This window comes from Nostoc sp. LEGE 12454, from assembly GCF_056620565.1.
Map to the genome: position 1 here is coordinate 49557 of NZ_JBWQXL010000017.1, position 14847 is coordinate 64403.

The window sequence follows — 14847 nt, forward strand, 5'->3', positions numbered from 1 at the left end:
TATTCTGGCTCCTGACGACTGACGCCTTTATTCTTACCTCATTTTCATTGTCTCTAATTCGCAGTTGGATTAACTTAAAACTTTTCTCAAAATGAGTAAAAAATTTAGTATTTCTGGAATTGCGAGTTCTGCTTATGTGCATATTCCCTTTTGCAGGCGGCGATGTTTTTATTGTGATTTTCCGGTATCTGTTGTGGGCGATCGCTTGCGGGGCGAAACATCTGGTACTATTTCCCAATATGTTGAGGTGCTATGTCAAGAAATTGCCATTACACCAGCATTTGGTCAACCTCTGAAGACAATTTTCTTCGGTGGTGGTACTCCTTCGTTGCTCTCAATAGAGCAGCTACAACGGATACTGACAGAGCTACAGAAGCATTTTGGGATTGCGTCTGGGGCAGAGATTTCTATGGAAATTGACCCAGGCACCTTTGATTTAGCCCACATAGCAGGCTATCGCAGTGCAGGCGTGAACCGGGTAAGTTTGGGCGTACAAGCCTTTCAATCAGAATTATTGCAAAGGGCGGGGCGATCGCACTCAGTTGAAGATATTTTTGCAGCTGTGGAACTAATCCACCAAGTCGAGATTCCCGTATTTAGCTTAGACTTAATTTCTGGATTGCCGCATCAGTCTTTGGATCGATGGCAGGATTCTTTAGAAAAGACGGTGGCGATCGCACCTACTCACGTTTCCATTTACGATCTTACCATCGAACCAGGTACAGCCTTTGGTCGTTACTACAAACCTGGCGATACTCCTTTGCCTACCGATGAAGCCACAGTCAAAATGTACCAGATGGGTCAGCAGGTTTTAACTAGTGCAGGTTATGAGCATTATGAAATTTCCAATTATGCTCAACCCGGCCATCAGTGTCGGCATAATCGAGTGTATTGGGAAAACCGCCCTTATTATGGCTTCGGTATGGGTGCGGCGAGTTATGTTGAGGGGAAGCGGTTCACTCGTCCGCGTAAAACTAAAGAGTATTACCAGTGGGTACAAGCTGGCGCTGTAATTGATTGTGATGTTACCCCCCCAAAGGAAGTATTGTTAGAAACGTTAATGTTGGGGTTGCGTTTGGCAGAAGGTTTGAGTTTGGCGGCGTTGGTAGAGGCGTTTGGGGAAGAGAAGGTGGAGGAGATTTGTCGGTGTTTGCAATTGTATTTTGAAAAAGGTTGGGTGGAAGTTGCAGAGGGAAGGTTGCGTTTGATCGATCCCCAAGGGTTTTTGTTTTCTAATGTGGTGTTAGCGGAGTTGTTTGAGAAGTTGGGATGACGAACCGCAGAGGCGCAGAGAGAGGAGGGAAGATTTTAAGCTGATGAGGATTGATATCATGTCCGCCAGATTACTTATTAAACCTGAAGAGCCCCACCCTGCCAAAGCTATGCTTTGTCTCCCCTCCCTCAGAGCGGGGAGGGGCTGGGGGTGGGGTGCAAGACTTGAGGAATCATAACTAATTATACGGACATGATATGATGCAGAAAAATAAAGTTAGAAAAGCTGTGATTCCGGTAGCTGGTTTCGGTACTCGTTTGTTTCCAGCTACTAAAGTTGTCAAAAAAGAACTTTTCCCGATTATCGATCGAGATGGTAGAGCAAAACCTGTGATTCTTGCAATTATTGAAGAGGCAATTAGTGCTGGAATTACAGAAGTAGGGATTGTGGTGCAGCCAGATGACCAAGAAATATTTGCAGATTTCTTGAAAAACCCACCCAAAAAAGAGCTTTTAGAGAAACTTTCACCACAAAATCAAGAATATAGCCGATATCTCGAAGATTTAGGTAGCAGAATTACCATTTTGTTACAAGAGGAACAATTAGGCTATGGTCATGCAGTATTTTGTGCCAAGGATTGGGTACAAAATGAGCCGTTTTTACTCATGTTGGGCGACCACATTTATGCATCCGACATTGAAAAATCTTGTGCGCGTCAAATTTTAGATGTTTACGAACAAGTTAATCAAAACGTTGTTGGCTTAACTACAATGCCAGCAGAAATTATTCATCAAGCTGGGTGTGTAACAGGAGTTTGGCAAGAGTTAAACTCGATTTTGTCAGTTACACAACTGTATGAGAAACCGACTATTGAGTATGCACAACAGCATTTACGTGTAGAAGGAATGTCAGAAAATAATTTTTTATGTATATTTGGCTTATATTTACTAACGCCGAAAATTTTTGACTTTCTAGCAGAACATATCAACCAAAATTTCCGAGAACGAGGTGAATTTCAGTTAACATCTTGTCTTGAACAATTGCGTCAGCAAGAGGGAATGACAGGATATGTTGTTAAAGGCAAGTGTTTTGATACAGGTTTGCCAGATACTTATCGGCAGACAATGATTGATTTTAGAAAAATATAGATTAATCTCAGTTCAATTTGTTTGTCTGGGAGGATCTCACTTTTTAAAATAGTTCAAATAGATAGTAGTCTATTGAGGTAAGCAGAGGCATCTTAAAAATATACCGTTTAATTTGCTCCTGGCGATCGCCTCCTTTTTTTGTTAAAGCAGTTTTCAGGTAGATGAGTTACAAAATGCAGGAATCTAAATCAGACACAAACCTTAAAAAACGACCTCAAAACTAGCGGTAGTTAGAGCAGGAAAAGAGGTAGCATCCAATTGTGCAAATTTACCCCCGGAATTAATCTCAGCAAAATTATCCGCCGAACCATTAGGGTTATAAAAGAGACTACCATTTGCGCTATTATAAACGATCGCTGCACTACTACTTGCAGCTAAGGTATCGTTTGTTACTGTGGCAAAGTCTGCGGAATTTAATTGAGTTGGAAAGACAGAGTTACTTAGAGCGGTAAAGGTAGATTTAGATAGTTGGATCTTGTCTTCCTCAAGAGTGAAGTCACTAATAATATCAACTCCAAGTTCCCTAATATTAAACTTCGATCCTGTTGCAAATGCAAACTTATCTGAACCAGCGCCTCCTTCTAGTAAGTCGTCCCCACTATCTCCCTGTAGGTAATCGTTGCCTGTGTTGCCGATCAGAGTATCTTTTCCACTACTGCCAAAAAGAATATCATTACCTTTACCCCCTAGAAGGTTGTCGTCATCACTACCCCCATCTATGATGTCTGCACCAGCTCCACCAAAAAGGATGTCAGAACCTGCCCCCCCATCAATGTAATGATTACCAACAACACCAGAAAGCGAAATACTGTCATCACCATCCCCAGCAAAAATAACCTTATCGCCAGCCGAAAAATTCCCCCAACTAAAGGTATCGTCTCCCTTGGTTGTAGCGACATCAGTACTTATCGCATTTCTGGATCGAGCAACTGCCTCTTTTATGACATCAGCAAGATTCTCACTTGTAGAACCAACAGTCAGTACACCACCTCGACCAAGCTGGGTAACTAGTGTCTCGTAATTGGCTGCAACATTACTCGTAGTTAGAAAAATTGGAATAATGTTATTTGCTTCTAGCGCAGTTTTTACTTGTCCGACCTGTGGATAATCTTCAAAAGCATCAGCTATCGCATCTCCATTATTGCCAATACTATCTGGCCTAACTGCTGCGCGATCGCCGGCAACGTGATAAATACCATCGGTAGCTATTATCACAACACGAAATGAACCTACTCTGTAACCAAGACTGCCGTTATCTAAAGCTGCGAACAAGAGTGCAAATAATTGTGATTCTGGCCCATCATTGCCACCAAAAGCTTCAAAGCCAAAGATTTTGTCTTTAATTGTTGTGACTTTATTTGTCAAAGCGACTTCTGCTTGATATACATAGTCAGCGTAACCGCCAAAAGGCACAAGTGGCTTATCCTTGAAAGAGGCAATACCAAATTTCAGGTCATCACCAAATATATTTGCTAATTTCGGGTTGGTTAAGCGATTTACCGTCGCAGGTAGTACGGCTTTAAGCTGGACTACACCCTCATTAGAGGACGATGTTAAGTCTTGCAGCAGAACAATATCAGATACTAAACTCATAGTTTTTCCCTCTGATTATTTTTATTGATGAGTTGTATTGCAAAGTGCCTGAATGCTATTTCAGCTTGATATTAGCAAGGTTAATTGATTTAAGATAGTACTTAAACTGAAGAAAATATAATCTCTTTCAAAAAATATTTGCTGTGTCCTGACTCCTGCCTCTACCTTACTAAGGTTATAATCGCAGACTTAACGAGAGAGAATGTTACAAGATATGAGTTAAGCTAAAGTGCGTCAATGGGTGAGCAGTGAAGATAATGCTTTGGATTAGAGGATGAATCAGTATTTTGCAACGGTTGCTCGCGGATTAGAAACCCTCGCGGCTCAGGAGTTAGAGCAACTGGGTGCCCATTCCGTAGAGCCGGGGTTTTGCGGTGTAGCCTTTGAGGGCGATCGCACTTTACTTTATCGCGTCAATCTCTGGGCTAGGCTGCCGTTCCGAATCTTGGTGAACATCGATGAGTTTCCATGCCTTGATGCCAAGGATCTTTATCGCGGTATCCAAACTATCGATTGGCAAAACTATCTGACGCCAGACATGACGCTGGCGGTGAATGTCACGGGCAAAAACCAGCACCTCAACCACAGCCACTTCACATCTCTCCAGGTGAAAAATGCGATCGTTGACCAGCAGCAAGAAAATCTGGGCGAGCGTTCAAATGTAGAGCTTCATGAACCAGATGTGCGGGTTAATGTTCATATTGAACGCGACTTTTGTACCGTCAAACTTGACAGTTCTGGAAATAGTCTGCATCGCCGAGGCTACCGTCCTGCGGTGGGAGCAGCCCCTCTCAAGGAATCTCTCGCTGCGGCTCTCATTCAGCTTTCAGGCTGGCAACCAGACCAGATGTTCTACGATCCTCTGTGTGGATCTGGCACTTTACCCCTAGAAGCTTGCTTGAAGGCACTGAACATCGCACCAGGACTGTTTCGCGAAAGCTTTGGATTTGAAAATTGGCTCGATTTCGATCTGCCCCTTTTAGAAAAGCTGCTGCAAGAAGCTAAGGACAGCCAATTGGATACTCTTCCCGCACCTATTTGGGGAAGCGATCGCGATGAAAATATAATTGAGCAAGCGATTAACAATGCTCAAAATTGCGGCGTTGATAACCATGTATGGTTTTCTCAAATGGAACTTGCCGATGTTGTCGCCCCCGCAGACAGTGGGATTTTATTCTGCAATCCACCTTATGGCGAACGGCTGGGGCGAGATAGCGATTTAGCGGCGTTCTATAAACTTTTGGGCGATGTATTGAAACAACGCTTCAAAGGCTGGACTGCATTTGTCCTCAGTGGCAACAAGGAACTGTCTCAATCGATTGGATTAAAATCATCCCAGCGAATTGCCGTGTACAACGGAGCGTTGCCTTGTCAGTTAATGAAATATGAGTTGTATTAAGTACAGCATTTCATTAATTTGTAGCGAATTAAATTTGGCAATACCTTGCAATGCCAATGCATCTCTCTACAATGCCAATGCGTCTCAATACAATGCCAATGCGTCTCAATACAATGTCAATGCATCTCAATACAATGTCAATGCGTCTCTCTGCAATGCCAATGCATCTCTCTGCAATGCCAATGCATCTCTCTGCATTAAAAATGCTACGCTTTTACGCAAAACTGTATTAAGACAGAATCGATCGGATTTTACTATTTCCGGTTTGCAACCTGTCGCGTCTATAAGTTGCCTCATAATCTGTTATGTAAAACCTGCAAACCCTCTCTTCTGCTCCTCTGCTCCTCTGCCCCTCTGCCCCTCTGCTCCTCTGCCCCTCTGCCCCTCTGCTTACCTAAATGTATCAACCTTATAGTGAAATGCTATAAGTCTATATTCTGGCAGTTAGTATAACAACTTTTGAAACAAGTGGCAGTATAATCTAGTGACTGACAATCTGCAATTTATTTATCGTTAAAAGGCAAGGCTATTTATGTCAGACCAATTCACCTTTACCGTTACCAATAAAACTGAATTGGCAATTACAGAGTTGTGGGTATCTGTTGACGAGCAAGAGTGGGCCGCATTTAACTTGGGTGAATCAGGGATTCCATCAGGTGAAACAGCAACAATTGCTTGGGCTGAATATACGAATGGTTCGCCCTGTGAATGGTACATATCTGCTGTATTTGAAGATGAATCAAAAACTGAGTCAGCCCTATTTAACTTCTGTAAAGAACCAGCTTTAACAATCGGATAAATTATGCACTGCGATCGCCTTCGGAAAGGGCGTGTACGCCATCGCGCTTGATAGATGATTGCATATCGATTCCAGCCATAAAAGCAAAAGCCCTACCTCGAAAGCATCTAGGTGGGGCTTGATATTAAAATTGATATTGGCAGTACCAGATAATGGTGTAAAAGGCAAATGACAGGCATTGGCTGTAATGCTCTATTTGTCGTCATCAAGAAAAAGATTATATGCAAGCTTTCCATATAATAAATAGTGATACCGCAAGGCGATCTATGGGGCAATTAATCAGAGCTATTTGTCAGCGTTCCAGATTCAGTTATCTTGAAGTTATCTGTAGGGCAGTATTTTGAGGTTGTCGGTGGAGCGTAGTTTACCGCCGCAAGCAGACGCTCGTGAACTCGCTACCGCTACGCTATCGCCCTGGTTCTAGAAGAGGAAAAATGCCAATGCCAGAAAAATCAGAACTGTTCGCGCCAGTTAGACTAGGTTCGCTTGACCTTCCCAACCGCATCATCATGTCTCCGATGTCCCGTCTTCGGGCAACTACTGAATGTGTACCTACCCCCTTAATGGTCGAATACTACACCCAGCGAGCTTCGGCGGGACTCATTATTACGGAAGGGACGCATCCAAGTCCAATGGGGCGAGGTTACACAACCTGTCCTGGGTTGCACAACGAGGAGCAGGTTGCAGGCTGGCGAAAAGTCACAGATGCAGTTCATGCTGCTGGAGGTCGGATATTTGTGCAACTGATGCACGCTGGACGGGTGTCGCACTCCTCCCTATTACCTAACCATGCCCGACCGATCGCACCTTCGGCTGTCCCGGTGGTGTCCGAAGAAGTTCACATTTGGGATGGCAAAGTCCCTTTTGAGATACCCCGTCCGTTAGAATTGGACGAAATACCCGAAATAGTAGAGGAGTATCGCAGAGCGGCAGAACTATCTATTGAAGCAGGTTTTGATGGTGTGGAACTTCATGCAGCAACCGGATATTTACCCAACCAGTTCCAAGTCAGCAGCTCCAACAAACGCACCGATGCCTATGGTGGTACATTGGAGAATCGAACTCGCTTCACGCTCGAAGTAGTCAATGCTCTGTGTAGCGTCCGGGGAGCGGAGCGGATTGGGGTCAAGATTGCCCCCGGCTTCACAGTCAACGACACATTTGATGACGATCCTGCCGAAACTTACACTTATGTTGCAAAAGCACTCAGTCCATTGGGTTTGGCATACTTGCACGTGGGGTATGACCGAGGTTACGCCAGAGGAACTGCACCAAAGTTTAACCCCATCGATCTCCTACGTCCCGTTTACCAAGGAACACTGATAGCTGTGGGTGGGTTCGATCGACAACGAGGTGATGAAGCAATTACAAGCGGGCGGGCTGATGCCATAGTTTTCGGGCGACTGTTCATCTCTAACCCTGACTTAGTGGATCGGCTACGGCTCAATGCCCCTCTGAACGAAAGTGACGTGAGGGCGTTCTATGGTGGTAGTGAACATGGCTACACAGACTATCAAACCCTGTCGCAACTCGATTGAGTGGTATAACAACGCCCATGCGAGTTGTGTTGCAAAAACTTTTTAATGCTCAACAGTGTCTATGTCGGTGATAATTTCCAAGTCGCCGTTGAAGACTTCGCATTATAATGCTTACGGCGTTAAACTACGCAATTGTTCAAAATACTTAAAGCTACCGCCTCCGCCACTTTAATTCCATCGATACCAGCCGAGAGGATTCCCCCTGCATATCCCGCTCCTTCACCCCCTGGATAAAGACCGACTGTATTTAAACTCTGATAATCCTCTTTGCGTTTAATCCGAATTGGTGATGAGGTGCGGGTTTCCACGCCAGTCAACACGGCATCATTCATCGCAAATCCTTTAATTTGTTTGTCAAAAGCGGGAAGGGCTTCGCGGATGGCGGCGATCGCATAATCTGGTAAACTCTGACTCAAATCGCCCAAATGTACCCCAGGTGTATAAGACGGCTTAACTGTGCCAAATGCTGTAGAAGGGCGATGGTTGAGAAAATCTCCCACCAACTGTCCTGGAGCTTCATAAGTTCCACCGCCTAACTCAAATGCTCGTTCTTCCAAGCGCCGTTGGAAGTCAATTCCTGCCAAAGCGTTGCCCGGATAATCTTCGGGGGTGATGCCTACAACGATCGCACTATTGGCATTACGCTCATTGCGAGAGTATTGGCTCATCCCATTGGTGACAAGCCGCCCCGGTTCTGATGCGGCTGCAACCACCAAGCCCCCCGGACACATACAAAAACTATAAACAGAACGACCATTTTGACAGTGGTGAACCAGTTTATAATCGGCAGCACCTAAAATTTTATGACCAGCTTGAGCGCCGAAACGACATTGATCGATGAGAGACTGGGGGTGTTCGACCCGAAAGCCGATGGAAAAAGGTTTTGGCTCGATGTAAACCCCGCGATCGTATAGCATTTGGAAGGTATCGCGGGCGCTGTGTCCCACTGCCAAAACCACATAATCGCTGGCGATATATTCCCCACTGGCGAGGGTGACTCCCCGCACCTGTCCATTTTCGATGTTAATATCTTCCACCCGACTTTCAAAGCGAATTTCACCACCAAGGGATTCGATTTTGGCACGCATACTTTGGACGATTCCCACGAGTTTGAATGTGCCGATATGCGGTTTGTTGATATAGAGAATTTCTGGTGAGGCTCCCGCATTCACGAGTTCGGTTAGTACCTTGCGCCCATAATGCTGAGGATCTTTGACTTGACTGTAGAGTTTGCCGTCAGAAAATGTACCCGCACCACCTTCGCCAAACTGGGCATTGGATTCGGGATTGAAGTCTGATTTTTTCTTCCAAAAGCCAAAGGTATCAACGGTGCGATCGCGAACTTGTTTCCCACGTTCTAAAATGATGGGACGGAACCCCATTTGTGCCAGCATCAAACCTGCAAATAAACCACAAGGCCCAGTACCAATCACGATAGGGCGAATCGCCAAATTGCTCGGTGCTTTTGCCACTGGGCGATAACTCATGTCTGGCGTAGCCATTACATGAGGATCTTTTTTCAGGCGCTTGAGTAGATGGGTTTCCTGAGTCGTTTCTACATCCAGAATATAAACAAGAGCGATCTCTCCTTTCTTACGGGCATCGTAGCTACGCTTGAAGATGGAATAGCCGATCAAATCTTCGTCCGTGATTTGCAGCTTTTTGAGGATGGCAGTCTCGATCGCATCTTCAGGATGATCGAGCGGGAGCTTTACTTCAGTTAGTCGTAACATAGCGAGGAGAAATTCATACTGTCTATCAAAATATTAACAAGAGAGGCAGGAGGCAGGACGAATACTGGCTTCTACCGAAACCTTACATAAACACTGACTTTTCACGTCATGGAAAAACCTAACCCCCCTGCCGACGCAGTTGCAATAAGTAATAGTATCTAGCAAAAATTAACTCAGCACGAGTATGCGGCTTGCAAACATCAATACCTGTTAACGTGTAGTTCTAGTGTATTGAGCAACTTGGGCAAGTCCTTTTGAGAAACCTGACGTGTACCCGTCTCGACTGCATCAACCCAGGAAACGCTTTTCTCCATCGTTGTAGCGAAAAATGCTCTAGACCAGCCTTTTGCTTTTCTCGCTTCTCTAATGACATTACCTGATAGAGGCTGGATATTGTTTGCACTTAGCTGATTCGAGTCCACGGTCAAGCGTTCTTGTACTTCTGCTGGTAAATTAAAACGCCATCTAGAATTGAGTATTTGATTCCAGTAACCTATAGGTCTTTTAGCAGTTTTGCTGCTTGTTAACCAAGCTGGGCCTGTTTCCAGTTCTGCTTGCCATCCGGCTTCTTTGACAACTTTCAAGTCAGTTTCCAAATCATCAGCCATTTGCCGTCTAAGCTGTCTGTCTTGCTCTGCTATTGACACCTTGTCTGCACCGTAAGCAATCTCCATCAGAGTCTTGCCCATTACACAATCCTGGAATTCCGGTTTGATTTGGAAGGTTAGCCAAACTAGCATTCTAGCCGCGCCAGCATTTTGTTTACCAATACTAAATAGTTTCTGTACGGTTTTCTTGGTAATAATTCCAGTCTGGTAGTCGTATTTAGATTTGTTGAGGAAGTATTTTGTCCATACTCCAGCTTGACCGATCACCTTTAAACCCACTAGCTTGTTATTGCCAGCTTTATCTGTTTCAAAATCTCGTATTATGCTGATGTCCCAAATCTTTAAATCAGCAACAGTAAAAGCTCCAGCTTTCTCCTGTTTAGGCCATGCAATACAAGCTAGTACTTGAGCAGGTTGCCGTAACAAGTGGTACAAAATACTCAATTTTTCATGCTTGCATAAATCCCTGCGTTTTACAAGACCTGTGTATTCAAGTAGTTGCTTGTCATCAATTACAAAATTGCCTGACCAAGGTTTATCTAGGCTAGCTACTAAGGCACAGTAAATCAGGTGAATAGCACAAGCTCTTGGATCAAATTCGTTTATAACAACTAAAGCTGCCTCTTCTGCCAGTGTTTCTGGTTGTGGAGTTTCGGGATTATCTGTTACATAATAAAAGACTTTTCCTTTTCCAGTTTCAGTTTCTCTTTCGTAACTAAAAGTATTATTTACTTTATTCCATGACAGATTCATTTTTTGAGATAAGACTTCAGCAACTCCATACAAAACTAGCGACAATGCAGCAACATTAGTCTTACTATCAGGAAATAAAGAAGCTTTTTTGAATTGCCGAGGTTTTGCTGAATCCTGGTAATTCAATTGTAAGTTTTGCTCAGATTCCTTAACTCTGTCTTGAAGAGGAATTTGTTTTTTTAATTGAGTAGTTGAGTGTTCCAGAAATTCTTCATCAAGAGCAACATTAGTTTCCTTTTGATTTGGATTACGGGAAACTGTAATTCCCCTTACCTGCTTAAATAAATGCAGAAGCTTACTATATAATGTTTTTGCTAACTGTTTCATTTTCTTACTACCAATCGGCTGCTCACGTAGGTAATTTACAATGATGAAATAAAGCCTGATTTTCTTCTAATTGACCTTGCTATAATATAACTCTCAGCCCCTTTGAGTCGCTTTAAACAATCACCAACAATGCTAGAGATTTTCCACCAGGTGATACCAATCTAATAAAAAGTGGTCAAGTAAAAAAATTGATTTTTACTTGACCATAATTATCAATGATGAGTTCAAGCTTTCACTGATTGTAATTATGAATTGCAGCTTTGCTGCTTGAGGTTACTAGCGGTACTGTTGATCAGCCGGATCTCCATACGGGTCTTCGCTAGCTGGGCGGACGTTACCATACTGCCTGTAATCCGCCGGATCGCCGTAGGGGTCTTGGCTAGCTGGGCGGACGTTACCATACTGCCCGTAATTTCCTTGGTTGCATCTTTCCATTAACTTTTTCATAGCTAGGGCGGCGATACCAGCCATTGCTCCCTTCGCTAATGGATTGCTCATAATGTTACCACCTTGACCACCCATAAAGCTCCCCGCAGCACCACTCATAATTTGACTGAGTATATCTGGTTGTTGCTGGTGAACCCGGCCTGTGGTTTGAGCAAGATAATTTGGGTCTTGAAAGCGATCGTCTATACCATCTTGGTTTAGATCGGGAAAATTCAAGTTTGAAGAGCGTGTCTGCTGTTGAAGAGAGCGACCAAACTGCATCCGCTCTTGTGGTGACATCCGACTAAAGGCTTCTTGTGCAGATTCCTGATAAAGGTCTGGAGGTAACTGTCTAGATACTTGCTGATAACGGTTTAAAACTTCTTCATCTGAGTATCCCTCATGAGGTAAACCTTGCTCATAGCGATTGACAAAATTGCGGTAGTCATTTTCTGGAACCTCACCGCCACCGAAGATTTTTTCTAATAAATTCATTTGTGACTCCTAAACTTTTAAAAAAGACTTTTCTGAAAAAGTATAATAATGCTTGATATTATACTTATGAATATTATTAACTTTAAATACGGAAAAACATTATATTAAAAAATAGAATGACGGTTAAACGCCATCTATTTATAATCTGTACAAAAATTAATTTGTCGGAACAGTACCTGCACCCAAACCCCTTAAGTCTCGCCCTGCGGGACTGTTGTTATATCCTTGAAAGTCCCGGTATTGTTGTGCCTCCTCCTCTGGAACACGAATGCCCTCTTGTGGCGGTGTTACCCAGACAGGGCGATTTTGAGCATCTCGATAGTAAACACGCCCATTCTTAGAAAGGTAGTGTTTCCCCTGCGCTCCCGTTCCTTGGGCATTCTTTCGCTGATTGTAGAGGTAGAAAAGTCCAGCGGCTCCTGCCAAGATTGCCACTTTCTGCCCTGTACTTAATCCCCTCCTAGCTTGGGGTTGATTTACGGGGGCGCGATTATTTAAATTTCTCCCAACAGTATTGTCAATTGGAGGTGGCGCAGCATTTTGGGAACCTCCGCCGCAGCTAGAAAGCAGAGGGACTGTTAGCAATGTTGAAAGAAATACTGTTGTTGTCAGCGAAGCTAATCTATTTGTCTTGATCATACATTTCCTTTTCCTGCTAATTTAACTAATGTGGTATAAGAGTCTACAGTTTTATACAATGGTCAAGCAAAACTCAGCTTTTTACTTGACCAAAAGTTCAGATACACTGTATCCGCCACTATACTTTAGTTAGCTTAAAGTCTGTGATTCTTCTCTGCCTAGAATTTGTTTTTTAAGCAAGCGAATTTCTACTGCTAATTCTTGCCGAGTCGAATCTTTGAGTAAATAGCGGGAAGTAAACCAAACTGTGTAACCAAGTCCAATTAATTGGAGAAATGGAGAAACTAGGGGAATATCATTTATGGCGTTGAGTACCGCTAGAAAAATCCTTAGTGCCGTAACTGTTATCACAAGCAACGCAAAGCTGATAATCAGCAATTTGTATTCTTGGTAGAAGCTACCTATGTACTCAGGTATTTTTGCCAAAAATATAGAAATCTGTCTACCAATTTTTTGCCATTGTTCGTCATTTTCCGAGGCGGGTGGCAACATTGCCAGGTTTCCAGACTCTGAACCTTTAAGTGCTTCCATCTGGTTTGGGGAGGCAGTATCGACATACTTATCTTGTTGTAACTCTGTATCCATAATTATCTCCTGATTTTCTGCAATGAGAGCAGTTTTAAAGTTTACACTTAGCCACAATTTATCAACTTATGGAGCGCTTGTTCCGCATACCGATGATGAGTAAATACGCTTAATAATATTTAGGCATTTTTAGATTTACTTATCATCAATCTTTTGGAATAAATTCTGTCTTCAACAAGAGTGATAGAGCAAGCATTACAACTTAAGGCAATAAATATTTAAGAATGTGAGGATATTTGATTTAAGTGTAAGGTATTAATAAACATATTAAACTAGCTAGGTTTGATGGTATGTATCGATTTAGCTAAATTTAGACTTTAAGTTTACTGCTAGTAAGTAGTCACATAAATGCTAGAAACTAGTCACAAAAGTTATAAAAATTTAGTTAAAATAAATTTTAATTGAGAGTAATAACTTAATGCTAAAAGCCTTGTGTTGTATCATGCTTGGGGGTTATCAAACTATATTTAATTAGTTCGATTGATGAAATATCAAGATGATTGAAGTCACTCCTTGGAGAGAAGATTTACCTAAACTAAATTGTGTAATTTTAAAAAAGACACAGCAAAATTTTAAGGAATAAAAGAATGCCACTCCAGAAAATAAGTGAATTTGATAGAGACTACCATAATACTCTTGGTAAAGACATCAAAGGGATGGGTGTGTATGTTCAGGGAACTGATGAAAAGATTGGCACAGTAAGTGATGCTGTAGTAGATGACCAAGGAGCATTCCGCTATTTAATTCTTGACTTAGGGTTTTGGATTTTTGGTAAGAAAGTATTGCTACCAATAGGTAAATCGCGTATTGACTCTACAGCAGACCGAGTATATGTCGTTGGTATGACAAGAGAGCAAGCCGAAAATTTACCTGAATATCAAGAGCATACAGCACTTGACTACGACTATGAAGAACGGGTGCGCGGAGCATATCGCACACCGTCCGTAGAAAGTTCAGCACCTCTGGATGCAACATCTGCGGCTGCGGTAGCATCGACAGTAGGGCGCACTACTTCTAGTCCCGATCGCAACAACTACAGCTACGCACAAGAGCCAGATCTATATGATGTCAGTGCTCACGACGACCAAACCTTCAAACTCTACGAAGAAAGGCTAGTTGCTAATAAACAGCGCCGGAAAACCGGAGAAGTAGCGATTGGTAAGCATGTCGAAACTGAAACTGCAAGAGTTTCTGTTCCGGTAGAAAGAGAGCGAGTCGTGATTGAGCGAGTGACTCCTCAAGACGCAGGTAAAGTTGTGTCTGCTCAAACAGCTAACTTCCGTGAGGGCGAAGTAACACATATAGAACTCTATGAAGAAGTTGCAGATGTCCAAAAGGAAGCTTTTTTGCGTGAAGAAGTCAGAGTGCAAAAAGTTGTAGATAAAGAAACTGTTGAGGTTCAGGAAATCATTCGACGCGAAGAATTAGACGTTGACACTGATGGAACTCCAATAGTCAATAAAACTGACCGGGTTTAATCTAATTAAACTCAAAGGTCATTGTATTTGAGCTAGTAGGAGCGGGTTTTCTACCTACTTCTACTCGAAATACTCTCACTAGATTGATATTGCAGAAGAGTCATTAGTTTAAA

General features: G+C 43.0%; 12 protein-coding genes. 6 read left to right on the forward strand and 6 right to left on the reverse strand.

Annotation, left to right across the window (positions count from 1 at the left end; all coding sequences use genetic code 11):
- Positions 1–91 precede the first annotated feature (91 nt).
- Both hemW and AC1F2U_RS18750 read left to right on the forward strand, forming a co-directional pair.
- Positions 92–1273 carry a radical SAM family heme chaperone HemW gene (hemW, locus tag AC1F2U_RS18745; protein ID WP_480262469.1) on the forward strand — a complete coding sequence of 394 codons (1182 nt, stop codon included), beginning with the start codon at positions 92–94 and terminating at the stop codon, positions 1271–1273.
- A gap of 200 nt (positions 1274–1473) precedes the next feature.
- Complete coding sequence (locus AC1F2U_RS18750) at positions 1474–2361, forward strand: sugar phosphate nucleotidyltransferase (protein WP_480262517.1); 888 nt, start codon at positions 1474–1476, stop codon at positions 2359–2361.
- 201 nt (positions 2362–2562) lie between these two features.
- On the opposite strand, the gene AC1F2U_RS18755 is transcribed toward AC1F2U_RS18750, so the two are convergent.
- A complete protein-coding gene (locus tag AC1F2U_RS18755) occupies positions 2563–3954 on the reverse strand; it encodes a hypothetical protein (RefSeq protein WP_480262470.1) in 1392 nt (463 codons plus the stop codon).
- 274 nt (positions 3955–4228) lie between these two features.
- Here AC1F2U_RS18755 and AC1F2U_RS18760 point away from each other — a divergent pair, with 274 nt between their 5' ends.
- The 3 genes from AC1F2U_RS18760 (at position 4229) to AC1F2U_RS18770 (ending at position 7690) form a co-directional block, all read left to right on the forward strand.
- Complete coding sequence (locus tag AC1F2U_RS18760; RefSeq protein ID WP_480262471.1) at positions 4229–5353, forward strand: THUMP domain-containing class I SAM-dependent RNA methyltransferase; 1125 nt, start codon at positions 4229–4231, stop codon at positions 5351–5353.
- A gap of 532 nt (positions 5354–5885) precedes the next feature.
- Positions 5886–6152 carry a hypothetical protein gene (locus tag AC1F2U_RS18765; protein ID WP_334841349.1) on the forward strand — a complete coding sequence of 89 codons (267 nt, stop codon included), beginning with the start codon at positions 5886–5888 and terminating at the stop codon, positions 6150–6152.
- Positions 6153–6592: 440 nt separating this feature from the next.
- The gene (locus tag AC1F2U_RS18770; RefSeq protein ID WP_480262518.1) at positions 6593–7690 is read left to right on the forward strand and encodes an alkene reductase; all 1098 of its coding nucleotides are present in this window, start codon (positions 6593–6595) and stop codon (positions 7688–7690) included.
- 119 nt (positions 7691–7809) lie between these two features.
- Here the strand turns inward: AC1F2U_RS18770 and AC1F2U_RS18775 are convergent, their stop codons facing one another.
- The 5 genes from AC1F2U_RS18775 to AC1F2U_RS18795 form a co-directional block, all read right to left on the reverse strand.
- Positions 7810–9423 carry an NAD(P)/FAD-dependent oxidoreductase gene (locus AC1F2U_RS18775; RefSeq protein WP_480262472.1) on the reverse strand — a complete coding sequence of 538 codons (1614 nt, stop codon included), beginning with the start codon at positions 9421–9423 and terminating at the stop codon, positions 7810–7812.
- Between the two features lie 200 nt (positions 9424–9623).
- Complete coding sequence (locus AC1F2U_RS18780; RefSeq protein WP_480262473.1) at positions 9624–11111, reverse strand: helix-turn-helix domain-containing protein; 1488 nt, start codon at positions 11109–11111, stop codon at positions 9624–9626.
- A 276-nt stretch (positions 11112–11387) separates the two neighbouring features.
- Positions 11388–12032: a hypothetical protein gene (locus AC1F2U_RS18785; RefSeq protein ID WP_480262474.1), complete on the reverse strand. Its 645-nt coding sequence runs from the start codon at positions 12030–12032 to the stop codon at positions 11388–11390.
- A 156-nt stretch (positions 12033–12188) separates the two neighbouring features.
- Positions 12189–12671, reverse strand: coding sequence for a hypothetical protein (locus tag AC1F2U_RS18790; protein ID WP_480262475.1), 483 nt, complete (start codon positions 12669–12671; stop codon positions 12189–12191).
- A 129-nt stretch (positions 12672–12800) separates the two neighbouring features.
- Positions 12801–13256 (reverse strand): CAAD domain-containing protein, encoded by a 456-nt coding sequence (locus AC1F2U_RS18795; RefSeq protein WP_480262476.1) that lies wholly within the window; start codon positions 13254–13256, stop codon positions 12801–12803.
- Positions 13257–13843: 587 nt separating this feature from the next.
- Between AC1F2U_RS18795 and AC1F2U_RS18800 the strand changes: the two genes are divergently transcribed.
- Positions 13844–14734 (forward strand): DUF2382 domain-containing protein, encoded by an 891-nt coding sequence (locus AC1F2U_RS18800; RefSeq protein ID WP_480262477.1) that lies wholly within the window; start codon positions 13844–13846, stop codon positions 14732–14734.
- Positions 14735–14847: the final 113 nt, after the last annotated feature.